Source organism: Comamonas brasiliensis (assembly GCF_018292285.1).
GTDB lineage: Bacteria > Pseudomonadota > Gammaproteobacteria > Burkholderiales > Burkholderiaceae_C > Comamonas > Comamonas brasiliensis.
Genome location: NZ_JAANES010000003.1, coordinates 800,104 through 822,887 on the forward strand (window position 1 = coordinate 800,104; position 22,784 = coordinate 822,887).

Annotated in this window: 18 protein-coding genes; 4 read left to right on the forward strand and 14 right to left on the reverse strand. The window is 63.8% G+C overall.

Annotated elements, in window-relative coordinates; translation table 11 throughout:
- Positions 1–39: 39 nt before the first annotated feature.
- The 4 genes from uvrA to DJFAAGMI_RS16295 form a co-directional block, all read right to left on the reverse strand.
- Positions 40–5,979, reverse strand: coding sequence for an excinuclease ABC subunit UvrA (gene uvrA, locus DJFAAGMI_RS16280; RefSeq protein ID WP_211457905.1), 5,940 nt, complete (start codon positions 5,977–5,979; stop codon positions 40–42).
- A 137-nt stretch (positions 5,980–6,116) separates the two neighbouring features.
- Entirely contained in the window at positions 6,117–6,254 is a 138-nt protein-coding gene (locus DJFAAGMI_RS16285) for a hypothetical protein (protein ID WP_003059044.1), read from the reverse strand.
- Between the two features lie 220 nt (positions 6,255–6,474).
- A complete protein-coding gene (locus DJFAAGMI_RS16290) occupies positions 6,475–7,488 on the reverse strand; it encodes a porin (protein ID WP_003059045.1) in 1,014 nt (337 codons plus the stop codon).
- 259 nt (positions 7,489–7,747) lie between these two features.
- Positions 7,748–9,430 (reverse strand): MFS transporter, encoded by a 1,683-nt coding sequence (locus DJFAAGMI_RS16295; protein ID WP_211457906.1) that lies wholly within the window; start codon positions 9,428–9,430, stop codon positions 7,748–7,750.
- A 292-nt stretch (positions 9,431–9,722) separates the two neighbouring features.
- Here DJFAAGMI_RS16295 and DJFAAGMI_RS16300 point away from each other — a divergent pair, with 292 nt between their 5' ends.
- Both DJFAAGMI_RS16300 and DJFAAGMI_RS16305 read left to right on the forward strand, forming a co-directional pair.
- Positions 9,723–10,031: a DUF485 domain-containing protein gene (locus DJFAAGMI_RS16300; RefSeq protein WP_003061686.1), complete on the forward strand. Its 309-nt coding sequence runs from the start codon at positions 9,723–9,725 to the stop codon at positions 10,029–10,031.
- Complete coding sequence (locus DJFAAGMI_RS16305; protein ID WP_043005384.1) at positions 10,028–11,761, forward strand: cation acetate symporter; 1,734 nt, start codon at positions 10,028–10,030, stop codon at positions 11,759–11,761. Before DJFAAGMI_RS16300 ends, DJFAAGMI_RS16305 begins: the two co-directional genes overlap by 4 nt.
- A gap of 92 nt (positions 11,762–11,853) precedes the next feature.
- On the opposite strand, the gene DJFAAGMI_RS16310 is transcribed toward DJFAAGMI_RS16305, so the two are convergent.
- Positions 11,854–12,774 carry a LysR family transcriptional regulator gene (locus DJFAAGMI_RS16310; protein ID WP_211457907.1) on the reverse strand — a complete coding sequence of 307 codons (921 nt, stop codon included), beginning with the start codon at positions 12,772–12,774 and terminating at the stop codon, positions 11,854–11,856.
- Between the two features lie 83 nt (positions 12,775–12,857).
- On the opposite strand from DJFAAGMI_RS16310, the gene DJFAAGMI_RS16315 reads away from it, so the two are divergent.
- Entirely contained in the window at positions 12,858–13,388 is a 531-nt protein-coding gene (locus DJFAAGMI_RS16315) for an SRPBCC family protein (RefSeq protein ID WP_211457908.1), read from the forward strand.
- 168 nt (positions 13,389–13,556) lie between these two features.
- Positions 13,557–14,678 (forward strand): NADH:flavin oxidoreductase/NADH oxidase, encoded by a 1,122-nt coding sequence (locus DJFAAGMI_RS16320; RefSeq protein WP_211457909.1) that lies wholly within the window; start codon positions 13,557–13,559, stop codon positions 14,676–14,678.
- Positions 14,679–14,723: 45 nt separating this feature from the next.
- On the opposite strand, the gene DJFAAGMI_RS16325 is transcribed toward DJFAAGMI_RS16320, so the two are convergent.
- The 9 genes from DJFAAGMI_RS16325 to DJFAAGMI_RS16365 form a co-directional block, all read right to left on the reverse strand.
- Positions 14,724–15,359: a 2-hydroxychromene-2-carboxylate isomerase gene (locus DJFAAGMI_RS16325; protein ID WP_211457910.1), complete on the reverse strand. Its 636-nt coding sequence runs from the start codon at positions 15,357–15,359 to the stop codon at positions 14,724–14,726.
- 22 nt (positions 15,360–15,381) lie between these two features.
- Positions 15,382–15,663, reverse strand: coding sequence for a DUF1289 domain-containing protein (locus DJFAAGMI_RS16330; RefSeq protein ID WP_043005389.1), 282 nt, complete (start codon positions 15,661–15,663; stop codon positions 15,382–15,384).
- The gene (locus tag DJFAAGMI_RS16335) at positions 15,660–16,157 is read right to left on the reverse strand and encodes a YbaK/EbsC family protein (protein WP_211457911.1); all 498 of its coding nucleotides are present in this window, start codon (positions 16,155–16,157) and stop codon (positions 15,660–15,662) included. The genes DJFAAGMI_RS16330 and DJFAAGMI_RS16335 overlap by 4 nt, the downstream gene beginning before the upstream one ends.
- A 41-nt stretch (positions 16,158–16,198) precedes the next feature.
- On the reverse strand, positions 16,199–17,263 hold the full coding sequence (locus DJFAAGMI_RS16340) for a hypothetical protein (protein WP_211457912.1): 1,065 nt from the start codon (positions 17,261–17,263) through the stop codon (positions 16,199–16,201).
- A gap of 12 nt (positions 17,264–17,275) precedes the next feature.
- Positions 17,276–17,830 (reverse strand): DUF2799 domain-containing protein, encoded by a 555-nt coding sequence (locus DJFAAGMI_RS16345; protein ID WP_249334377.1) that lies wholly within the window; start codon positions 17,828–17,830, stop codon positions 17,276–17,278.
- Between the two features lie 47 nt (positions 17,831–17,877).
- On the reverse strand, positions 17,878–18,786 hold the full coding sequence (locus DJFAAGMI_RS16350) for a hydroxymethylglutaryl-CoA lyase (protein ID WP_211457914.1): 909 nt from the start codon (positions 18,784–18,786) through the stop codon (positions 17,878–17,880).
- A 16-nt stretch (positions 18,787–18,802) separates the two neighbouring features.
- A complete protein-coding gene (locus DJFAAGMI_RS16355; protein ID WP_211457915.1) occupies positions 18,803–19,726 on the reverse strand; it encodes a 2-hydroxyacid dehydrogenase in 924 nt (307 codons plus the stop codon).
- A 178-nt stretch (positions 19,727–19,904) separates the two neighbouring features.
- On the reverse strand, positions 19,905–21,941 hold the full coding sequence (locus DJFAAGMI_RS16360; RefSeq protein ID WP_211457916.1) for an acetyl/propionyl/methylcrotonyl-CoA carboxylase subunit alpha: 2,037 nt from the start codon (positions 21,939–21,941) through the stop codon (positions 19,905–19,907).
- Between the two features lie 58 nt (positions 21,942–21,999).
- Entirely contained in the window at positions 22,000–22,752 is a 753-nt protein-coding gene (locus DJFAAGMI_RS16365) for a DUF4126 domain-containing protein (RefSeq protein ID WP_211457917.1), read from the reverse strand.
- Between the last annotated feature and the right edge of the window lie 32 nt (positions 22,753–22,784).

Below are 22,784 nucleotides of genomic sequence, written 5' to 3' on the forward strand. Positions count from 1 at the left end.
AATAGGTGGCAGCCTATTGCCCTGCTGCGCATTGCAGGCTCAAGCTCTGGCCAGCACCGGCGCCAGTGCCTTGCCGGTGTGGGTGCCGATGCCGACCAGATCCTCGGGAGTCCCCGAGGCCACGATGCGCCCGCCGTCCTTGCCGCCTTCGGGGCCCAGATCGATGATCCAGTCCGCCTCGGCAATCACGTCGAGGTCATGCTCGATGACCACCACGCTGTGGCCGCCATCGACGAGTCGGTGCAGCACATGGATGAGCTTGTCCACATCGGCCATGTGCAGGCCCACGGTGGGCTCGTCCAGCACATACAGCGTGTGCGGAGCCTTCTGTCCGCGTCGGCCGATATCGTCGCGCACCTTGGTCAGCTCGGTCACCAGCTTGATGCGCTGGGCCTCGCCGCCCGACAGCGTGGGCGATGGCTGACCCAGGGTCAGATAGCCCAGACCCACGTCTTTGAGCAACTGCAGCGGATGGGCAATCGACGGCATGGAGGCGAAGAACTCCACGGCCTCATCGACCTCCATCTGCAGCACATCACCAATGCTCTTGCCGCGCCAGGTCACGGCCAGCGTCTCGGGGTTGAAGCGTGCGCCATGGCAGACTTCGCAAGGCACTTTCACATCGGGCAGAAAGCTCATCTCGATGGTGCGCACGCCCTGGCCCTCGCAGGCCGGGCAACGGCCTTCGCCGGTGTTGAACGAGAAGCGGCCGGCCGCATAGCCGCGGGCCTTGGCCTCCAGGGTCTCGGCGAACAGCTTGCGAATCGTGTCCCAGAAGCCGATGTAGGTCGCGGGGCAGGAGCGCGGTGTCTTGCCGATCGGAGTCTGATCGACTTCGAGCACGCGGTCGATGGTCTCGAAGCCCTTGAGCCCCTTGCAGCCCACGAGCGCCGGCGACTTGCCGGCATCCATGGCATCGCGGCCGGCCTTGGTCGAGCGCTGCTGCACCCAGGCCGCCACATTGCTCAGCAGCACATCGCGCGCCAGCGTGGACTTGCCCGAGCCCGAAACGCCGGTCACGCCCACCAGGCGCTTGAGCGGAACGCGCGCGTCCACATTCTGCAGATTGTGCAGATTCGCGCCCAGCACCGTGAGCCAGTGCAGTGCGTCGCTGTCTTGCTGCACCACATTTTCAGTAGCAGCTACCGCCTTCTTTTTCTTGGATTTGGATGGTTTTTTATCTGAAATCTCCATATCGCCAGCGTCAGAAGCTTCTGCATTGATAGCGGCCGGCTGCACCGGAGGCTCGCCCTCTCCCACCCACAGACGTGGCTTGAAAGGGTGGCGCATGGCGTGCAGCAGATAGCGCCCGGTGACCGAGTCCTTGGCCGCCATGATGTCGGCAACCGTGCCCTCGGCCACCAGACGGCCACCGCGAATGCCGGCGCTGGGACCGATATCGATCACGTGATCGGCGCGGCGAATCGTGTCTTCGTCGTGCTCCACCACCACCAGCGTGTTGCCCTTGTCGCCGAGCTTGTGCAAGGCATTGAGCAGAATCTGGTTGTCGCGCGCATGCAGGCCGATAGTGGGCTCATCCAGCACATAGCAGACACCTTGCAGATTGCTGCCCAGCTGCGCGGCCAGACGGATGCGCTGGGCTTCGCCCCCGCTCAGGGTGGGAGCGCCGCGGTCCAGCGTCAGATAGTTGAGACCGACTTCTTCCAGGAATTCAAGACGACTCTGAATCTCGGGAATCAGGTCGCGCGCAATATCGGCCTCGCGGCCCGTAAGCTCAAGACTCTGTATCCAGTGGCGCACATCGCTGACCGACAGCTGGGCGATATCGGTAATCGCCTCGTCGTGAAACTTCACGGCTCGCGCCACGGGGTTCAGACGTGTGCCGTGGCACTTGGGGCATTCCACCTCGGCCAGATCTTCCACTTCCTGGCCCTCGAACTTCACCTCCCGACCCCGGTTGTCGTCGGCCAGCAAGGTGTCGTCATAGACCTTGCGCTGGTCCTTGGTCAGCTTCACGCCCGTGCCCACGCAATCGGGGCACCAGCCATGCTTGCTGTTGTAGGAGAACAGACGCGGGTCCAGCTCGGCATAGCTGGTGGCGCAGATCGGGCAGGCACGCTGGGTGGAGAACACCTGCAGCGCGCCGATGCCGGCCGTGCTCCGGCCGCCCTGCATGGCGTCGGCCAGGTTCTCGATGCCGGACAGCACATGCAGCACGCCCTTGCCGATTTCCAGTGCCTGGCGCAGATGGCCGCGCAACTCCTTCTCATTGGCCGCGGTCACCGTCACGCTGGCCACGGGCAGCTCGATGGTGTGTTCCTTGAAGCGATCTATGCGCGGAAAGCCCGTGGTCGGCAGAAACTCGCCGTCCACGCGCAGATGCGTATAGCCCTTGGGTCTGGCCCAGTCGGCCAGCTCGGTATAGACGCCCTTGCGGTTGACGACCAACGGACTCAGCAGGCCTATGGTCTGGCCGCGGAAATTCGTCATCAGCTGCGCGGCAATGCTTTCCTCGGTCTGCGGCTGCACGATGGCATCGTCGTGGATGCAGTGCTGCACGCCCAGCTTCACATAGAGCAGGCGCAGAAAGTGCCAGACCTCGGTGGTCGTGCCCACCGTGGACTTGCGACCGCCGCGCGACAGGCGCTGCTCGATGGCCACCGTGGGCGGTATGCCATAGACAGCATCGACCTCGGGACGGCCCGCAGGCTGCACGATGGAACGTGCATAGGCATTGAGCGATTCGAGATAGCGGCGCTGGCCTTCGTTGAACAGGATGTCGAAAGCCAGCGTGGACTTGCCCGAACCCGACACCCCGGTCACCACATTGAACTTGCCGCGTGGCACATCCACGCTCAGGGACTTGAGGTTGTGTTCCTTGGCATTGACGATCTCGATCGCGTTCTTGGCCTGCGGCGCCTTTTCGGCCTGGGCCTTGCGCTGGGGCTTGTAGAGCATGGGAGCGACTTCGCGCACCGCCTCGCCGCCCACGCCCATGGCCAGGTCGTATTCGCGCAGGGCCTGGGCCGTGTGCGACTCCTTCACATGGCGCACCTCCTCGGGCGTGCCCTCGGCGACGATCAGACCGCCGCCATCACCGCCTTCAGGGCCCAGATCGATCAGCCAGTCGCTGGCGCGAATCACGTCCAGGTTGTGTTCGATGACGATCAGCGAGTGGCCTGCTTCCAGCAGCTTGCGCAATGCGCGCATGAGCTTGGCGATATCTTCGAAATGCAGGCCGGTCGTGGGCTCGTCGAACAGGAACAGCGTCCCTTTCTTGGCCAGCGACTGCTTGGATTTGGACTGTGCCTTGGCCGCCTCGGCCAGAAAGCCGGCGAGCTTGAGGCGCTGTGCCTCGCCGCCCGACAGCGTGGGCACCGGCTGGCCGAGCTTCACGTATTCCAGGCCCACATCGACGATGGGCTGCAGCGCGCGGATCACGTCGCGGTCCTGCGCAAACAGCAGCGCGGCTTCGGCCACCGTGAGTTCCAGCACATCGGCCACATTCAGCGGCTGGCCGTTGCGCTCGATTTTCACTTCCAGAATCTCGGGGCGATAACGCGTGCCGTTGCAGTCCGGGCAGCGCAGATAGACGTCTGAGAGGAACTGCATCTCCACATGCTCGAAGCCCGAGCCGCCGCAGGTCGGGCAGCGGCCGTCGCCACTGTTGAAGCTGAACTTGGCAGCGGTGTAGCCGCGCTGGCGCGACAGCGGCGCCACGGCGAACAGCTCGCGGATCGCATCCCAGGCGCCCACATAGCTGACCGGGTTGGAGCGCGCCGTCTTGCCGATCGGCGACTGGTCTACGAACATCACATCGGCCAGATGGTCCGCGCCCAACAGGCGCTCGAACGCGCCCGCCGCATCGGTGGGCTTGCCGAAGTGACGCATCAGCGCTGGCACCAGCACATCCTGGATCAGCGTGGATTTGCCCGAGCCCGAAACGCCGGTGATGGTGACCAGGCGCTGCAGCGGAAAGTCCACGCTGATGTCACGCAGATTGTGTTCGCGCGCGCCTTCGAGAATCAGGCGCGGCGTGCTCTCGGTCACCATGCGCTTGAGCCCGAAACCCACCTGCTTGCGCCCGCCCAGATAGGCGCCGGTCAGGGTATCGGCCTGGCGCAAATCCTCGGGTGTACCGTCGAACACGATCTGGCCGCCGCGCGCACCGGGGCCAGGACCCATGTCGATCATGCGGTCGGCGGCAAACATCACGGCCGGGTCATGCTCCACCACAACCAGCGTATTGCCCGCATCGCGCAGGCGCTGCATGGCCTCGGTGATGCGCTCCATATCGCGCGGGTGCAGACCTATCGATGGCTCGTCGAGCACGAACAAGGTATTGACCAGCGAAGTGCCTAAAGCGGTGGTGAGGTTGATGCGCTGCACCTCGCCGCCGCTCAGCGTGCGGCTCTGGCGGTCCAGCGTGAGATAGCCTATGCCCACATCGCACAGATACTGCAGCCGCGTCATGACTTCGGCGTGCAGCATCTTCAAGGCCTGGGTTTCGCCATCGTTCCTGTCGGCTGCCTCGCTGGGCACCAGCTGTGCAAAGAACTCGCGCAGGCGCGTGATCGGCAGACGCATCAGATCATGCAGACACAGGCCAGGCAGGCTTTCCAGTTGCTCACGGCTCCAGCCCACTGCCTGCGGCATGAAGCGCTGGTATCTGCCGCTCTCGTCGCCGGGCGGCAGCACGGCATCGGCAGCCTGCTTGCTGCCAATGCGCCAGAGCAGGCTCTCGGTCTTGAGGCGGGCACCGCCGCAGCTCGGGCATTCGGTATAGCTGCGGTACTTGGACAGCAGCACCCGGATATGCATCTTGTACGCCTTGCTTTCGAGGTACTCGAAGAAGCGACGAATGCCATACCAGGTCTGGCTCCACTTGCCGTTCCAGTTGGGCGAGCCCTCGATCACCCAGTCCTTCTGCGCCTGGGTCAGCTTGGACCAGGCCGTATCGCGTGGAATGCCTTCGGCCTCGGAGTGGCGCATCAGGTCGTCCTGAATCTCCTTCCAGGCCGGCGTCTGGATCGGCTTGATGACACCGGTGCGCAAGGTGAGTTTTTCGTTCGGAATCACCAGACCCCAGTCCACCCCGATGACGCGCCCGAAACCACGGCAGGCATCGCAGGCTCCCACAGCGGAGTTGAACGAGAACAGCGAGGGAATCGGCTCCTGATAGGTCAGATTGCTTTCAGGGCAATGCAGACCCAGCGAGAACTTCCACAGCTCGGGCTCGGCCGCCTCTGCAGCACTCTCGGGCAGCACATACACCGTGAGCCTGCCGCTGCCGCGCTTGAGGCCCACCTCGATCGCCTCCATGGCGCGGGAGCGCTCGGCCTTGCCGAGGCGAAAGCGGTCGGCAATCACATCCAGCACCTTGATCTTCTCGGGGGCTGGCTTGGCTTTTTTCTTGCCCTTGGCGGCTTCGTCACTGGCCGCATGAGCGCGCTCCACCTCGCGCTCGGCCTGCACCTTGGTGAAGCCGCTGGCAGACAGCCATTGCTCCACCTCTTCGGCCGAGGTATTGGCCGGCAGCTCCACCGGGAAGGTGATGGCAATGCGCGGATCGCCCGCCGCCTCGCAGCGCTGGGCAAGTTCGGCGTAAATGCTGTCCGCCGTGTCATGGCGCACCGGCAGGGCCGTCCTGCTGTCAAACAGCTGGGCCGCGCGCGCAAACAGCAGCTTGAGGTGATCGTTGATCTCCGTCATCGTGCCCACGGTGGAGCGCGAGTTGCGCACCGGGTTGGTCTGGTCGATGGCAATCGCCGGCGGCACACCCTCGACCTTGTCCACGGCCGGCTTGTCCATGCGATCGAGGAACTGCCGCGCATAGGCGGAGAAGGTCTCCACATAGCGACGCTGACCTTCGGCGTACAAGGTGTCGAACACCAGACTGGACTTGCCCGAGCCGCTGGGGCCGGTGACCACGGTCAGCTCACCGGTGCGGATATCGATGTCCAGATTGCGAAGATTGTGCTGGCGAGCACCACGGATACGGATCAGGCCCTGCGTCATGTTCTGCGGTCTTTTCAATGGAGGCCAAACATTCTAGGCAGTCCTGGCAAGAACCTTGGCTGCACATGTGCATTAGGGTTTTGCAGCAGCCGAAAAAAAACCCCGGCTTGCGGGGCTTTGCGCGGGTGCGGCAGTCTTCATTTGGACTCCGCCGGTGCATGGATTGCATCCGCACCATGCTTTTCGCCGCTCATATCCACCTTGTCACCCGCCTTCATGATGACAAACAGCGCCACGGCGGCAAACACCACAAAACCAATCGCGAGCTTCCACATATCAGTCTCCAGAGTCGTTATGAAAAGCAGCCGGAGCGGCAGCTTGCGCCGCTCCGGTCAGCACGACCATTGAGCCCCATCGAGTTTGCGCGTGGCTTACTACAGGTCGGGCTGCGCATAAGAAAAAACCCCATGCCTCGCGACATGGGGTATGAACTTGGAGTAATGGTCTGCATTATCAGCTGCAGCTGCTGGAGACACCGCTCGCGCGGTGCACAAATTAGAAGTTGTGACGCACGCCCAGAGCGAAGGAGCTGAAGTCCGCGCCGGCAGCACCGGTCACATAGTTCGCACCCTTGCTGTTGTTCACCTTGGTGTAGTAGCCATACACCTTGGTGCGCTTGCTCAGGTTGTAGTTGTAGCCCAGAGTCCACTGAGTGGCTGCGGAGTCGGCAATGTGGCTCCACTTGTTGGCGTGACCTACGTTGGCGTGGAATTCCGAAGCGCCCAGGGCATACATGGCCGACAGACGGAAGTTGTTGCGCGAGCCGGCGCCAGTGCCAGTGATCTGGTTGTCGTCCTTGTTGCGCTGGTAGTAGGCACCCAGGGTCACTTGACCGAAGGTGTACAGGCCGCGCAGGGCAGCTTGCCAGTTGTCGCCCACCTTGCTGAAGCCAGCGCCCAGGTGCAGAGGACCGGTGGCGTAGTTGGCGGCCAGGTCATAGCCGTTCTTGCGAGGACCGACCGTAGGATCCTTCTCGTGCAGCGACACGGAGGCATCGACCGTCAGACCGCCCATGCTGGGGGTGCGGTAGCCAACCTTGTTCTTGGTGCTCAGACCGCCGAACCAGACGGGATCGTAGTACAGCGCATCGGAAGAAGAACCGGTGTCGTGGTTGTGCATGCTGATGTAGTCAGCGGTTGCATAGTAGGACTCGGGCACGAAGTTGCCCAGACGGATCATGCCGAAGCCACCCGACAGGTTCACTTCGCTCTGACGGGCAAAGGACATGCCGGTCGTGGGATGGGTCCAGGCGGAACCGGTGCCGGTGTCGGAGTTGAAGCCGGACTCCAGCGTGAAGCCAGCCTTCAGGCCGCCACCCAGATCTTCGGTGCCGCGAATGCCCCAGCGCGAGGCATTGTTGTACAGGCCGGACACGGACTGATCACCGGACTTCTGACGCTCGACGGTGGTGTTGATACGGCCGTACAGCGTCACGCTGCTCTGTGCCATTGCGGTGGTCGCGCCCATCACAGCCAGTGCGGCCAGAGCGATGCGAGTCATCTTGGTCATTCAATGCTCCTATATCCTGGGATAGTGTTTTTGCACCGCATTGGCTTGTAGGTTGTTGGCCCTCTCGCGGCTAGGTGTGATTCTAGGTGGGCCCCTCTCAAAAGCATGATTTGCATCGCAAAAAAGTAACGCAATGATGCTTTGTTGCCACACTGCTGTAACCCATTAGTGCTGCAGTAATACGCAAAAGACCTGCAAAGCACGAGCCTTGCAGGTCTTCGATGTGATGCTGCATAAATTGCAGCACCGTCACGTCACATCAGTCTTCGGCGTAGATGTCGCGATCCTTGGTTTCGGGCACGAACAGCGTACCGATCACGGCCGTCGCACCGGCGATGATGATGGGGTACCAGAGACCGTTGTACATATTGCCGGTCTGCGCCACGATGGCGAAGGACATGGTGGGCAGCAGACCGCCGAACCAGCCGTTGCCGATGTGGTAGGGCAAGCTCATCGAGGTGTAGCGGATGCGGGTCGGGAACAGCTCCACCAGCATGGCCGCAATCGGGCCGTAGACCATGGTCACCAGCAGCACCAGATAGGTCAGGATCACGACCATCATGACCTTGTTCATCTTGGCAGGGTCGGCCTTGGTGGGATAGCCGTCCTTGGCCAGTTCGGCAGCCACGGTCTTCTTGAAGGCGCCGTCCTTGGCCTTGGCCTCGTCAGCGGGCAGGCCCTTGAGCGAGAACGAAGGGATCTCGGTCGAGCCGATACGGATCATGGCCTGCGTGCCGGCAGGAGCATCCTCTGTTTCATAGCTCACGGAACCGGCTGCCAGCACCTGCTTGGCCACGTCGCAGGAACTGGTGAACTTGGTCGTGCCTGTGGGGTTGAACTGGAAGGAGCACTCCGCAGGATCGGCCACGATGACCACCTTGTTCTTGGCCTGTGCGGCGGCAAGATCGGGGTTGGCTGCTTCGGTCAGCGCCTTGAAGGCGGGGAAGTAGGTCAGCACGGCCAGAATGCAGCCCAGCATGATGATGGGCTTGCGTCCGATCTTGTCGGACAGCGTACCGAAGATCACAAAGAAAGGCGTGCCGATCAGCAGGGCAGCCGCAATCATCAGGTTGGCCGTGACGGCATCGACCTTGAGCTGCTGGGTCAGGAAGAACAGCGCATAGAACTGGCCGGTGTACCACACCACGGCCTGGCCGGCGGTCAGACCGACCAGGGCCAGAATCACGATCTTCAGGTTCTTCCACTGGCCGAAGGACTCCTTCAGCGGAGCCTTGGAGACCTTGCCCTCGGCCTTCATCTTCTGGAAGGCAGGAGACTCGGACAGCGTCATGCGAATCCAGACCGAGATGGCCAGCAGCAGGATGGACACCAGGAAGGGAATGCGCCAGCCCCAGTCGGCAAACGCTTCCTCGCCCATCATGGTGCGCACGCCCAGGATCACCAGCAGCGACAGGAACAGGCCCAGCGTCGCCGTGGTCTGGATCCACGAGGTGTAGGCACCGCGCTTGCCGTGCGGTGCATGCTCGGCCACATAGGTGGCAGCGCCGCCGTACTCGCCGCCCAACGCCAGACCTTGCAGCATGCGCAGCGCGATCAGGATCACGGGAGCGGCCACGCCGATGCTGGCGTAGTTGGGCAAGATCCCCACGATGAAGGTGGACAGGCCCATGATCAGGATCGTCACCAGGAAGGTGTACTTGCGCCCGATCATGTCGCCCAGACGGCCGAACACCAGCGCGCCGAAGGGGCGCACGATGAAGCCTGCCGCAAAGGCCAGCAAGGCAAAGATGAAGGCCGATCCCGCATCCAGGCCGCTGAAGAACTGCTTGGCGATGATGGCTGCCAGAGATCCGTACAGATAGAAGTCGTACCACTCGAAAACGGTTCCGAGTGAAGACGCAAAGATGACTTTGCGCTCTTCCGGGCTCATCGGCCGTGGAGCCGATTTACCTCCCATGTTTGCTGTCGCATTGATGGCCATGTTTGTCTCCTAGGTTTTTGGAATTTCAGGCGCTGCCAACTCACCTGTTTGCTCAATATCAAAGCGACAACTGACCGCTAACTTACAAAAAATCGCTTCTCCAAAATTCAAGACTGGGCATTACCCGACCCTCTCCGCACTTACCCGGATCCGTTTTTTTTCGATGTGAAAAACCGGGGGCAAACACCGATATCGTAAGTAAGGGGGCGGTCAGACGGGCTTCTCAGAATGCATTGCAAGCAAGCCACCGCTAACTGATGGCAGGCTGGAAATATTCAAAGGAGACAACGCTGTGCGAGACCCGGTGATAGAGACCATCCAAAGCAACCCCGCCTACCAGCAACTGCGCCGCAAGCGCAATCGACTGGGCCTGGCGCTGACCGTTCTGATGCTGATCGTGTACTACGGCTATGTCGCGCTGATCGCGTTCGACAAGGAGTTCCTGGCCCGCCCCATCGGCGCCGGAGTGACCACCCTGGGCATTCCCATCGGCATGGGCGTCATCATTTTTTCCGTGATCATTACCGGCCTCTATGTGCGCCGCGCCAACAACGAGTTTGATCAGCTCACCCGCGACATTCTCAAAGGCATCAAGCAATGAAGCAGCGCATCTCTTCCCAATGGCTGGCGGGCGCTGCGGCGCTGGCCGCGACGGCGCCCGTGCTGGCCGCCGGTGGTGACGTCGGCAACGCCGCCAAGCAGGCCACCAACTGGACGGCCATCATCATGTTCACCGCCTTTGTGCTGGCCACCCTGTGGATCACCAAATGGGCGGCGGGCCGCACCAAGTCGGCCTCCGATTTCTACACCGCAGGCGGCGGCATCACCGGCTTTCAGAACGGTCTGGCGATTGCGGGCGACTATATGTCCGCCGCCTCCTTCCTCGGCATCTCTGCCTCCGTCATGGCCAGCGGCTATGACGGCCTGATCTACTCCATCGGCTTTCTGGTCGGCTGGCCTCTGCTCACCTTCCTGCTGGCAGAGCGCCTGCGCAATCTGGGCCGCTTCACCTTTGCCGACGTGGCCGGCTACCGCTTTGCGCAGACGCCGTTCCGCATCTTTGCCTCCTGCGGCACGCTGGTCGTGGTGGCCTTCTATCTGATCGCCCAGATGGTCGGCGCCGGTCAGCTCATCAAGCTGCTGTTCGGACTGGACTACTGGATCGCCGTGGTGCTGGTGGGTGCGCTGATGATGATCTACGTGCTGTTCGGCGGCATGACGGCCACCACCTGGGTGCAGATCATCAAGGCCTGCCTGCTGCTGGCCGGCGTGACCTTCATGGGCTTCATGGTGCTGGCCAAGTATGGCTTCAGCCCCGAGGCACTGTTTGCCGAAGGCGTGAAGGTGCGCACCCAGATCGCCGCGAACGGCGGCGCAGAGGCCTCCGTGGCGGAAAAGCTCGGCCTGGCCATCATGGGCCCGGGCGGCTTCATCAAGGACCCGATCTCCGCCATCAGCTTCGGCATGGCGCTGATGTTCGGCACGCTGGGCCTGCCCCACATCCTGATGCGCTTCTTCACCGTGCCTGACGCCAAGGAAGCGCGCAAGAGCGTGTTCTGGGCCACGACCTGGATCGGCTACTTCTATGTGCTGATCTTCATCATCGGCTTCGGCGCCATCACCCTGGTGCTCACCAACCCCGAAATGGCGGACACGGCCAAGGGCGTGATCCATGGCGGCGCAGGCACGGCCAATATGGCGGCCGTGCTGGTGGCCAAGACCGTGGGCGGCGACGTGTTCTACGGCTTCATCTCGGCCGTGGCCTTTGCCACGATTCTCGCCGTGGTCGCGGGTCTGACCCTGTCCGGCGCCTCGGCGGTCTCGCACGATCTCTACGCCACCGTCATCAAGAAGGGCAAGGCCGACAGCGCCTCCGAACTCAAGGTCTCGCGCATCACCACGCTGTGCCTGGGCTTTGTGGCCGTGCTGCTGGGCATTGTGTTCGAGAAGCAGAACATCGCTTTCATGGTCTCGCTGGCCTTTGCAGTGGCGGCTTCGGCCAACTTCCCGCCGCTGCTGCTGTCGGTGCTGTGGAAGAACTGCACCACCAAGGGCGCCGTGATCGGCGGCTTCATGGGCCTGGTCTCCTCCGTGGGACTGACCATTGTCTCGCCCTCGGTGTGGGAAGCGACTCTGGGCCACCCCGCCGGTTCGGCCTGGTTCCCCTATGCCTCGCCTGCGCTGTTCTCCATGGCGATCGGCTTCTTCGGCGTGTGGCTGTTCTCCGTGCTCGACAAGAGCGCGCAGGCCGCCAAGGAACGCGCCGTGTTCCCCGCGCAGCAAGTGCGCTCGGAAACCGGTCTGGGTGCCGCTGGCGCATCGGGCCACTGATGATGTGAATGGCCCGGCGCCCTGCCGGGTCGCGCGGACGAACCGCCCTCACCTCGGCCCGCAGAGACCTCCACGGTTTCTGCGGGCCTTGCTCATTCCACGTCCAGCCCGCCTGACTGCGCCAGCTCGAACAGCAGCTCGCGCGCCCACTGGTGCCCGGGAGAGCGATGGGTGCGCGCATGCCAGGCGGCCGTCTTGGTGAAGCCTGGAATCTCCAGCGGCGGCTCCAGCACCACCAGCCCCGAGTCGGGCTTGACCAGACGCCTGGGCACGACGGCAATCAGATCGCAGCTGCGCAGGATTTCGGGCAGCACCAGAAAGCTGGTCACGGACAGCGCCACGCGCCGCTTTCGGCCCAGACGCTCCAGCGCCTCGTCCGTCACACCATGAAAACCGCCTCCGTCATAGGACACCAGCGCATGATCCAGAGCGCAGAAGCGCTCCAGTGACAGGCCGCGCCGACGCGCATCGGGGTGGTCGCTGCGCATCACGCAGACATAGCGTTCGTCGAACAGGCGGCGCGCATGCAGATCGGGAGCCGTGCGCTCCGGCGTGACCAGCGCCAGGTCGATATCGCCGCGCTCCAGCCGCTCGTGCAGCGGCAGATGCTGTGCCGGCACCACGGCCACGCACAGACCGGGCGCGCGCTGGCGCAACACGGCCAGGAACGGCAGCACCACCGCCTGGAGCGCGTAATCCGTGGCGGCAATGCGCAGCGTCATATGCGCCGTGGCCGGATCAAAGGCCTGGGGGCGTAGCAGCGCCTCGGCATTGCACAGCAACTCCTTGAGCGGCCCGGCCAGTGCCAGCGCGCGCAGCGTGGGGGCGATGCCGCGCTGCGTGCGCACGAACAAGGGATCGTCGAAGCTCTCGCGCAGCCGCGTCAGCATGCCGCTGACCGCCGGCTGGGTCAGCGCCAGACGCTCGGCAGCGCGCGTCACGCTGCGCTCGTCCAGCAGCGCATCCAGGGCCTTGAGCAGATTCAGGTCCAGACTTTTGATATCAGTCGGCATGATTTCACAGATCAGAAATATCGATTGGATTTATTTCAACACAGACCCCATCATTTCCCCATTCCCTTCGACAGAAGCCCTGCATGCACAGCATCCATTGGCCCGCCGACTATCTGCCGGGCACCACCGAAAACTTCGTCTCCAACGAGATCATCGCCCAGGGCCTGAGCGCGACCGATATCTGGCCCTGGCTGGCCCGGGCAACGCTTTGGCCCGGCTACTACGCCAACAGCTCGGACGTGCAGCTGCACGCGGGCCAGGACGGCATGCTGGCCGAGGGCGTGGGCTTTTCCTTCAGGACCTTCGGCTTTCCCGTCGAGGCCAGCTGCAAGGAATTCCTGCCCCCGGCCGAGGGCCGGCCCGGCCGTATCGCCTGGCATGGCTGGAGCGGCGAGCCGGGCAGCAGCCAGCGGCTCGATGTGCACCATGCTTGGCTCATCGAGGATCTGGACGGCGGCCGCGTGCGCATCCTCACGCAGGAAGTGCAAAAAGGCCGGCCCGCCGAGGAGCTGGCGCGTCAGCGCCCCAACCCCATGCTCAACGGCCACCAGGACTGGCTGGACGGTCTGCATGGCGCTGCGCTTCAGGCCAGATCTGCATCCGTCGCGTCCTGAATCCGTTCATCTTTATTCTTGATAGCTGTCAGCGCCTTCATTCATTGAATTTCAGATTGATTTCATTCTGAAAACCAGCAATGAACAGCGCAAGGCGCTATCAAACCTTGGCATCCTGCTTTGCCGCCGGACTGCTGCCTCATTCCATTCGCACCACCGATACTCCGCATGTCTGCACTCTTTACCCCTTTCACTCTCAAAAGCCTGACCCTGCGCAACCGCATCGCCATTCCGCCGATGTGCCAGTACAGCGCCGTGGACGGCCTCACCAATGACTGGCACCAGGTCCACTACGCCTCCATGGCGCGCGGCGGCGCGGGGCTGGTGATTGTCGAAGCCACGGGCGTGTCGCCCGAAGGCCGCATCTCGCCCGACTGCACCGGTCTGTGGAACGACGCCCAGATCGAAGGCATGTCGCGCATTGCAGCCGGCATCAAGGCCGCAGGCGCCGTGCCAGGCATCCAGATCGCCCACGCCGGACGCAAGGCCAGCGCCAACAATCCCTGGGAAGGCGACGACCATATTGCCGAAGGCGATGCCCGCGGCTGGCAGCCGATCGCACCATCGGCCATCGCCTTTGGCGGCGGTCTGCCGCGCGTCCCCCGCGCCATGACGCTGGAGGACATCGCCCGCGTGCAGGCCGACTTTGTCGCAGCGGCGCGCCGCGCGCTTGCGGCCGGCTTCGAATGGCTGGAGCTGCACTTTGCCCACGGCTATCTGGCACAGAGCTTTTTCTCGCCTCACAGCAACCAGCGCGACGATGCCTATGGCGGCAGCTTCAGCAACCGCGCCCGCTTTCTGCTGGAGACCGTGGCCAAGGTGCGCGAGGTCTGGCCCGAGCATCTGCCGCTGACGGCGCGCTTCGGCGTCATCGAGTACGACGGCCGCGATGAAGAAACCCTGGAGGAATCCATCGCCGTCACCCGCCAGATGCGCGAGCGCGGCCTGGACCTGCTCAATGTCAGCGTCAACTTCGTGATTCCCGATGTGAAGATCCCCTGGGGCACGCCCGCCTTCCTGGCGCCGATTGCCCAGCGCGTGAGCCGCAGTGCCGGCCTGCCCGTGGCATCGAGCTGGGGCATGGATGATCCGCAGATTGCCGAACGCATCGTGGCCGAGCGCCAGGTCGATCTGGTCATGATCGGCCGCGCCCATCTGGCCAACCCGCATTACGCCTATCAGCTGGCGCAAAGCCTGGGCGTGGACCGCCCCGACTGGACCCTGCCCGCGCCCTATGCCCACTGGCTGGAGCGCTATCGTGGCGCCGCCAAGCAGGCCGCCGCGCAGTAAGAGAGTGAACGACAGGCCTGCAGCGCCGCAGGCCTGAATCAGGCTTCAGCTAAGGCCGGACTCCACCTGGGCCGCCGCCTGCCACTGCGTATCGAACCAGGCATTGCCCTCCAGATAGCTGCGCAGCATGGGCAAGGCATCGAGTCCCCAGAAGACATGGCCGTCCACCACCCAGGCCGGCACGCCGAACACGCCGGCCTGCTGCGCCTGTTCGGTATTGCCGCGCAGCCATTGCTTGACCTCGGCACTGTCCTCTTCCTGGCGCAGCTGCTCCTTCAGCTGCGCGCGCAGCTCCTGTAGGCGCTGCGCATCGTTGGCCTCATGGCCGCCCTGCCAGACATGCTGCATCACGGCCTGCGCCACAAAGCGGTTGATGCTGCCGTCACGCCCATGGGCAAGCGCCAGCCGCAGCAGCGGCAGCGGCTTGAACGGATGCCGTGCCGGCATCTGCAACTCCACGCCCAGCGCCTGACCAAGCCAAGTCACATGCCTGTAAGTCCACAGTCTCTTGGCCGGAATGCCGGCCGGGCCGGGGTTGGCATTGCCTTGCAGCAAGGCGCCCAGCAATACCGGGCGATAGTCCACGTGATAGCTGAGCCCTTGCAGCGCCTTGGGCATCTGCTCCAGCGCCAGCCACGCATAAGGCGACACAAAGTCCAGGTAACAGGTGATGTGCTTCATGTCGACTCTCCTCTAAGGGTGATCAGATCTCGGCCTGACGCGGGTCCTTGAGGCCCGCGCGCTGCAGCAGCCGGCCCCAGATCTCCAGGCGCAGCTCGGCATCGCCCTTGGACCAGGCGCGAATCTCGTCAATGGTTCTGAAGCAGCCCTGGCAATGACTGCGGTCCTGCGTCATGCGGCAGACGTTGATGCAGGGCGAAGCCACGGGCTGGTCGGCCTCGGCCCAGACCAGGGCCACCTCGGCCTTGGCGGCCAGTTGCGCCAGCTGCTGAGCCTGCTGCTCCTGAAGAAGTTCCGTACTCATGCCTGCTCCACCACGTCCGACCAGGGGGCTGCGGTCAGCGCCTGCAGCTGCGCGGGCGATGCGGGAAACACGCCGTGCGGATGGCCTGCCGCGGCCCATACCGTCTCGAAGCGCTGCAGCTCGGCATCCATCAAGGTCACCACCTTGGTTGCATGCGCCACGGGGCTGACGCCGCCGATCGAAAAGCCGGTGCTGGACTTGACGAAGTCCGCATCGGCGCGGCCGACCTTGCCCACCAGCTGCGTCACTTTCTTTTCATCGACACGCTTGTCGCCTGAAGTCACGACCAGCACGGCCGCGCCATCGCTCCTGCGCTTGAAGATGATGCTCTTGGCCACCTGCCCGACCAGAATGCTGAGCTGGTCTGCGGCCTCCTGCGCGGTACGCGCCGCTCCGTCCAGCATTTGCGGCGCATGCGGATGACCGGCATCCTGCAAAAAGCGGCTGACGCGCTGCACGCCTTCCGGCAGCGCATGAAGTTCTGACCCACACATACAAACTCTCGAAAAAAAGAGCGTCCACCGCGCCCCGTGCATCAAGTGTACTGAGTGATAAAGGCGCTGCGCGCGCAAGGCGTACAGGCAAAGCCGTAAAGCATGCCGCCGCTGCCCCAGTAATGAGCATCGGCACCATCAGCCTGCGGAATCTGAGAATCCAGCTGCAGCACAAAGCGCATGCTCTGGCCGCAGCAGGTGCACAGCGGCTGCCAGGGCGATTGAATCCACGCAGGCTCGCCCCCCACACGGTACAGATTCTCGCGGCCGTTGGACCGGCCCCAATCCTGGCGCTGCCAGCGTGCGGGCGTTTGTGCCAGTGCCACCTCGGTTGCGCGCAAAGGCCCGTACTCCCAGTCCGGCTCCTGCAGCTGACCATCTGCGGCCGCGTTCAGGCAATGCGCCTGGCCTGCTTCATCGTGGCGGTAATGCAGCTCGCCCACGCCGCTTTCCATGCAGGACAGGCATAGCTGCAGATGCACGATTTGCTCAGCAGGCTGATGGCTGCCAAATACCTTGCTGGCAGGCAAGCTGATCAGGTGCTGCAGCGGCTCGCCGCAATGCTGGCAGTTGCCTGCGCCCGCGCCGCCAAAGCGATAGCGTTCGGGGCTGTGTTGCAGATTCCAGCTGGGGTGCCAGTGCCGGGGAATCCAGGCAATTGCATGATCCAGATAGCGCGGTGGGAATATCAAATGCATAGCTGCTTGCGCACTCTGCACCTGCGTCTCAGCCTTAAATTGCTCGATATCGCAGTCCAGTTCTGCGAGGGGCGCTATCAAAGACTTGATAAGTTCGGGCTGTTGATAGCTGGCGGCTTCCAGCACCGTGCGCTCTGCCTCGCTCATGCTGCCGCGCGCCTGTGCCGATTGCAGGGCTGCGGCCACCAGCGCCGGCCAGTCGTCGTCGGCCAGCCAGGACAATGTGTCGTGCAGCGTCACATGCCAGCGCGTATTGCCCGCCAGCAGCGCCTGCGCCAGTTGCTTGACCTCGGCCGCTGGCGCCTGCTGCAGCCAGGGCATGAGCGCGCGCGAGATCGACTCCAGCTGCACGGCCTTGACGGATTCGTCCACATCCAGTGCCGCAATGAAATCTGCTGCTGTCTGCATCTGTGGCTGCGCTTACTTGGGCGGCATCTGCGCGAGCTTGAAGCGCAGTTGCAGCAATTCGAGATTCAGATCACGCAAGTCTTTCTCCACATAAGCAATATGACTGGAGCTGTTCCTGGCGCTGCGTGCTTCGCGCAGCTCCTTTTTCTTCATGTCGATGCGTCGCTGCAGCTGGGCCATTTCTTCCTGCATGTCCAGCCGCTCGCGCACCGGGCCATAGCCCTGCAAAAAGGCAGACTCCACCTGCGCCGGGCAGTAGCCATACTGGTATTTGCGGCCCGTCTCGGCAAAAGCCTTGCCGCTTTCAGCCGTGCAAAACCCCCGCAGTCCCTGCTGCCAGCCCTGCTGATAGGCCCGCACATCCATCTGCACGCCGTTGCCCTTGCAGGTACGGAAATGGCGCTTGGCCCGGGTGGTGATGTCCTGCTTGCCGTCCATGGCATCGAGCTGGCCCAGATAGGCCCAGTCCGTGTCCTTGCACTCCTGGGCATCCATGCCGGCGCAGCCGCCCAGCAGGGCAGTTGCCGCCAGACACAGGGCCAGCGAAAAACGTGATCTTGCTTGCATGGCGGCGATGGTAACAACGCCCATGGCTGCCCGGGCCGGGCCGGAACTCAGCCCGCGCGCTTGGTCAGCAAGGCCTTGGCCACGCGCGACTGCGTGGGGCGACCCAGATGCTCGCTGATGAACTGGCCCGCATCGATCAGCTTGTCGAGGTCGATGCCGGTCTCTATGCCCATGCCCTGCAGCAGATAGACCACGTCTTCGGTGGCCACATTGCCCGTGGCGCCCTTGGCATAGGGACAGCCGCCAAGGCCAGCGACCGAGGACTGGAAGTTCCAGACCCCTAGATCCAGCGCCGCCAGCGTGTTGCTCAGGGCCTGGCCGTAGGTATCGTGGAAATGGCCGGACACCTGGTCGATATCGAAGTGCGCCAGCGTGGCCTCCAGCGCCTTCTGCACCTTGACGGGCGTGCCCACGCCGATGGTGTCGGCTACGTCCACGCGCTGCACGCCGATGCTCTTCATCAGCCCGGCCAGATAGCCCACCTTCTCGGGCGCGATCTCGCCCTCGTAGGGGCAGCCCACGGTGCAACTCATGGCGCCGCGCACGGCAATGCCGGCCTCCAGGGCCGCCTGCACCACGGGCGCAAAGCGCTCGATGCTCTCGGCAATCGAGCAGTTGATGTTGCGCTGGCTGAAGGCCTCGCTGGCCGCACCGAACACCACGATCTCGTCGGGCTTGCCGGCCAGCGCGGCTTCGAAGCCCTTGAGATTCGGCGTGAGCACCGAATACCGCACCCCGGCTCTGCGCACTATGCCGGCCATGACCTCGGCGTTGTCCGCCATCTGCGGCACCCATTTGGGCGACACATAGCTGGTGACCTCGATCTCCTTGAGGCCTGCATCCTGCAGGCGCTGCACCAGCTCGATCTTGACGGCTGCAGGCACAGGCTGCTTTTCGTTTTGCAGGCCGTCGCGCGGGCCCACATCGATGATCTTGACGCGTGCGGGGTATTTCATTCTTGTCTCCTTGCTATCAATAGCCCTTGCTCAGGTCGACTCGACCTGTGACGGGCTCGCCCCGGCTCATGGCGGCTACCTTGCCCACGATCTGGGCAATGCTGTCCGCGGCCAGCGTGCGGGCCGAGGTATGGGGGGTGAGGATGATTCTGGACTGCTTCCAGAACGGGTGATTCTCGGGCAGCGGCTCCTCGCGGAATACATCCAGCATGGCGCCGCTGACATGGCCGGACTCGATCTGCGCAATCAGGTCGGCATCGACCACATGGCCGCCGCGCCCCACGTTGATCACATAGGCCCCGGGCTGCAGCAGCGCCAGCGTGCGGGCGTTGATGATGTCGCGGGTCTCGTCGTGCAGAGGCAGCAGATTGACCAGAATGCGCGTCTCGGACAGGAAGCGGTCCAGGCTGTCCATGCCGCTGAAGCATTCGACGCCCTGCAGCTCGCGCGGCGAGCGGCTCCAGCCATTGACCTTGAAATCGAACACCGTCAGCGCCCTGGCCACGCGCTCGCCCATCTTGCCCAGACCCATCACGCCCACGGGATAGTCCACCCGCCTGGGGTTGCGCTGGTGCTGCCACAGGCCTTGTGCCATATCGGACTCGTACTGATCGAGGCCGCGGAAGAAGCGGATCACGGCCTGGGCCACATACTCGGCCATCTGCACGGCCATGCCGGCATCTTCGAGACGGTAGACGGGCAGAGCAGCGGGAATGCGCAGCGGCAGCAAGGCATCCACGCCCGCGCCGATGTTGAACATGGCCTTCAGGCCGGCCGCCTGCTCGTCGAGGAACTGCTGGGGCGGGGCCCAGACCAGTGCATAGTCGGCCTGGGGCGAGCCCGGCTCCCAGATGGCAATCTCCGCGCCCGGCAGCGCGTCATGCAAACCTTTGAGCCAGGGTTCCGGCCGCGTATCGTCACAGCAAAATAGGACTTTCATGGATGCCAAGCCTAACGCTTTGCCATGCGCGCTGCAGACGCAGATGACCAATGGACCGCTATTAAAAAAGAAGCTTCTTGCGCTGTACCCGTCTTGATTTCATCATTGAAAGTGACTGAATTCATTGATAGTCCAGCGCAAGCTGCTCTTTTTGTTAAACAGTTCAACCCTGGGCGGATCAGGCAGCCACCTCGATGCGCAGCAGCTCGGCGCCTTCGCTGACCTGGTCGCCGGGCACATACAGCAGCTCCAGCACCACGCCATCGCCGGGGGCGGCAATCGTGTGCTCCATCTTCATGGCCTCCATCACGGCCAGCGGCTGGCCCTTGCTGACCTTGTCGCCGGCCTTGACGGTGAAGGACACCACCTTGCCGGGCATGGGCGCCGTCAGGCGCCCGCCTTCATGGCCGGTGTCGCCCGCATGGGCCAGCTGGTCGACCACGGTGATCTGGGCACTGCCCGCTTCGGTGAAGATGGACAGCTGGTCGCCCTGGGCATGGACCACGACCACCGTGCGCCTGCCGTCCAGGCCCAGCTCCAGCCGCCCGTCGGCCAGTGCGCGCCACTGCAGCGTGGCATCGCTGCGGCTCTCGCCCTCGCCAATGCCGAGCTGATAGGTCTGCGCCGCCTGCGTGCCGCGGCCGTAGGCCAGGCCGGCCGTGAAGTCCTCGCCGCGGTAGGCAAAGCCGAAGGAGCGCACATAGCGACCCGACATGCGCCAGCCGTCGCGGCGGCTGAAGGGGTCTGCACCTTGCGCGGCCTGCTCGCCCTGCAGCTGCCAGGCCATGGCGGCGGCGACAGCCAGGTCGCGGCCCACGAAATCCTTGCCGAACAAGGCCTCGCGCTCGCGCTCGATCAGCGCGGTATCGAGCAAGGCATTGGAGAAAGCCTGGCTCTTCACCACCTGGCGCAGAAACTGCACATTGGTCGTCAGGCCCACGATGTGGGTCTGGGCCAGTGCCGCGTCCAGACGCGCCAGCGCCTGGGCACGGTCCTCGCCATGGACGATGAGCTTGGCGATCATGGAGTCGTAGAAGGGGCTGATCGCATCGCCCTCGCGCACGCCGTCGTCCACGCGCACATCGCTGATCTCGAAGCTGCTGCATTCGGGCTTGCGATAGACGGCCAGATGGCCGGTGGCGGGCAGGAAGTTGTTCTCGGGGTTCTCGGCGCAGATGCGTGCCTCGATGGCATGGCCCTGGATACGGAGTTCCGACTGCGCCTTGGGCAAAGGCTGCCCCGAAGCCACCAGCAGCTGCCACCGCACCAGATCCTCGCCGGTGATGGCTTCGGTCACGGGGTGCTCCACCTGCAGCCGGGTGTTCATTTCCATGAAGTAGAACTTCATGGCTTCGGGCTGGTCGTAGCCGCCGGGCTGCTCGACGATGAACTCCACCGTGCCCGCGCCCACATAGTTCACGGCCTTGGCGGCGGCCACGGCGGCCTCGCCCATCTTCTGGCGCAGCGCGGCAGTCATGCCGGGTGCCGGCGCTTCCTCGAGCACCTTCTGGTGGCGGCGCTGCACCGAGCAGTCGCGTTCGAACAGATAGACGCAGTTGCCCTGCGTGTCGCCAAACACCTGAATTTCGATATGGCGCGGGCGCAGCACGTACTTCTCGATCAGCACGGCATCGTTGCCGAAGCTGTTGATGGCCTCGCGCTTGCAGGACTCCAGCGAGGCCGCAAAGTCCTCGCTCTTTTCCACCAGGCGCATGCCCTTGCCGCCGCCGCCCGCGCTGGCCTTGATGAGCACGGGGTAGCCGATGCGATCGGCCTCCCGCTGCAGCAGCTCGGGGTTTTGGTCGTGACCGTGATAGCCGGGCACCAGCGGCACGCCTGCCTTTTCCATCAGTTGTTTGGACTCGGCCTTGAGGCCCATGGCGCGAATCGCGCTGGCGGGCGGGCCGATGAAGACCAGGCCGGCCGCTGCGCAGGCATTGGCAAAGTCCTCGTTCTCGGAGAGAAAGCCATAGCCGGGGTGGATGGCTTCGGCACCCGTGGCCTTGGCAGCCTCCAGAATGCGTTCCCAGCGCAGATAGCTGTCCTTGGGCGCGCTGCCGCCGATGTGCACGGCCTCGTCGCAGGCCGCCACATGCTTGGCCCGGGCATCGGCATCCGAGTACACGGCCACGGTCTTCACACCCATGCGGCGGGCGGTCGCGGCCACACGGCAGGCGATCTCACCGCGATTGGCAATCAGAATTTTCTTGAACATATCGTCTCCGTTTATCGGTCAAATCACCGCTCAGCGCATATCCATCAGACGCAAGCAGCTATGTTTTTTGCAATGGTTCCTGCGCATCGTCACTGCCGCGCAGGCGTCGAAAAATCGCCTTGAGAAAGCGCCATAGCGCCCAGATCACCAGCCACATCGCAATCACCACGACCAGCAGCACGGCAGCAAAGACCAGCGGATTGGTCAGCGCCAGCCAGATGGCGCCCAGCGACACAGTGTCTTCCGCCAGACTGGCTCCCACGTTGGAGAAAGGTTCGGGCGAGGTATTGATGAGGGCACGCGTGGTGGTCTTGGCTGCCTGGCTGGTCGCGGCCAGCGTGCCGCCCATCAGCGCGGCGGCCATGGCCATGGTGGTGTTGTCGGCGCCGAAGACCGAGGCCGCCAGCGCCGCACCGGCCGGAATGCGCAGCACGCTCTGGAACAGGTCCCAGACCGAATCCACCACGGGAATCTTGTCGGCAAAGAACTCCACGAACAGCAGGCCACCGCTGATGAGCAGAACCATCGGGTGCTGCAGCACATGCAGACCACCGGGCAGCGGCATCAGACCGCTGGCACCCAGCAGGCCCACGACAAACACCACGGCATAGAGGCGAAAACCGCTGGCCCAGCCCAGAGCTGCCGCCAGCGCCAGCATGGACGCCATGTCCATCTGCCCCACGGCCTGCCCGGCCCTGGCGGCCACGTCTGTGACCTGGCCAGCAGCATCGCCCACGGCCCTGGCAGTATCGGGGTCGATATGCAGGCCGGTGCGGTGCAGCCAGTCGATGATGGTTTGCCAGATATCCATGGTGTTCATTCCCTATGCGAGCCCGCAGGCTG

Excerpts from the sequence above, each read along its gene's own strand:
- uvrA (WP_211457905.1), bottom strand. The coding sequence starts at position 5,979 with ATGACGCAGGGCCTGATCCGTATCCGTGGTGCTCGCCAGCACAATCTT.
- DJFAAGMI_RS16285 (WP_003059044.1), bottom strand. The coding sequence starts at position 6,254 with ATGTGGAAGCTCGCGATTGGTTTTGTGGTGTTTGCCGCCGTGGCGCTG.
- DJFAAGMI_RS16290 (WP_003059045.1), bottom strand. The coding sequence starts at position 7,488 with ATGACCAAGATGACTCGCATCGCTCTGGCCGCACTGGCTGTGATGGGC.
- DJFAAGMI_RS16295 (WP_211457906.1), bottom strand. The coding sequence starts at position 9,430 with ATGGCCATCAATGCGACAGCAAACATGGGAGGTAAATCGGCTCCACGG.
- DJFAAGMI_RS16305 (WP_043005384.1), top strand. The coding sequence starts at position 10,028 with ATGAAGCAGCGCATCTCTTCCCAATGGCTGGCGGGCGCTGCGGCGCTG.
- DJFAAGMI_RS16310 (WP_211457907.1), bottom strand. The coding sequence starts at position 12,774 with ATGCCGACTGATATCAAAAGTCTGGACCTGAATCTGCTCAAGGCCCTG.
- DJFAAGMI_RS16315 (WP_211457908.1), top strand. The coding sequence starts at position 12,858 with ATGCACAGCATCCATTGGCCCGCCGACTATCTGCCGGGCACCACCGAA.
- DJFAAGMI_RS16320 (WP_211457909.1), top strand. The coding sequence starts at position 13,557 with ATGTCTGCACTCTTTACCCCTTTCACTCTCAAAAGCCTGACCCTGCGC.
- DJFAAGMI_RS16325 (WP_211457910.1), bottom strand. The coding sequence starts at position 15,359 with ATGAAGCACATCACCTGTTACCTGGACTTTGTGTCGCCTTATGCGTGG.
- DJFAAGMI_RS16330 (WP_043005389.1), bottom strand. The coding sequence starts at position 15,663 with ATGAGTACGGAACTTCTTCAGGAGCAGCAGGCTCAGCAGCTGGCGCAA.
- DJFAAGMI_RS16335 (WP_211457911.1), bottom strand. The coding sequence starts at position 16,157 with ATGTGTGGGTCAGAACTTCATGCGCTGCCGGAAGGCGTGCAGCGCGTC.
- DJFAAGMI_RS16340 (WP_211457912.1), bottom strand. The coding sequence starts at position 17,263 with ATGCAGACAGCAGCAGATTTCATTGCGGCACTGGATGTGGACGAATCC.
- DJFAAGMI_RS16345 (WP_249334377.1), bottom strand. The coding sequence starts at position 17,830 with ATGCAAGCAAGATCACGTTTTTCGCTGGCCCTGTGTCTGGCGGCAACT.
- DJFAAGMI_RS16350 (WP_211457914.1), bottom strand. The coding sequence starts at position 18,786 with ATGAAATACCCCGCACGCGTCAAGATCATCGATGTGGGCCCGCGCGAC.
- DJFAAGMI_RS16355 (WP_211457915.1), bottom strand. The coding sequence starts at position 19,726 with ATGAAAGTCCTATTTTGCTGTGACGATACGCGGCCGGAACCCTGGCTC.
- DJFAAGMI_RS16360 (WP_211457916.1), bottom strand. The coding sequence starts at position 21,941 with ATGTTCAAGAAAATTCTGATTGCCAATCGCGGTGAGATCGCCTGCCGT.
- DJFAAGMI_RS16365 (WP_211457917.1), bottom strand. The coding sequence starts at position 22,752 with ATGGATATCTGGCAAACCATCATCGACTGGCTGCACCGCACCGGCCTG.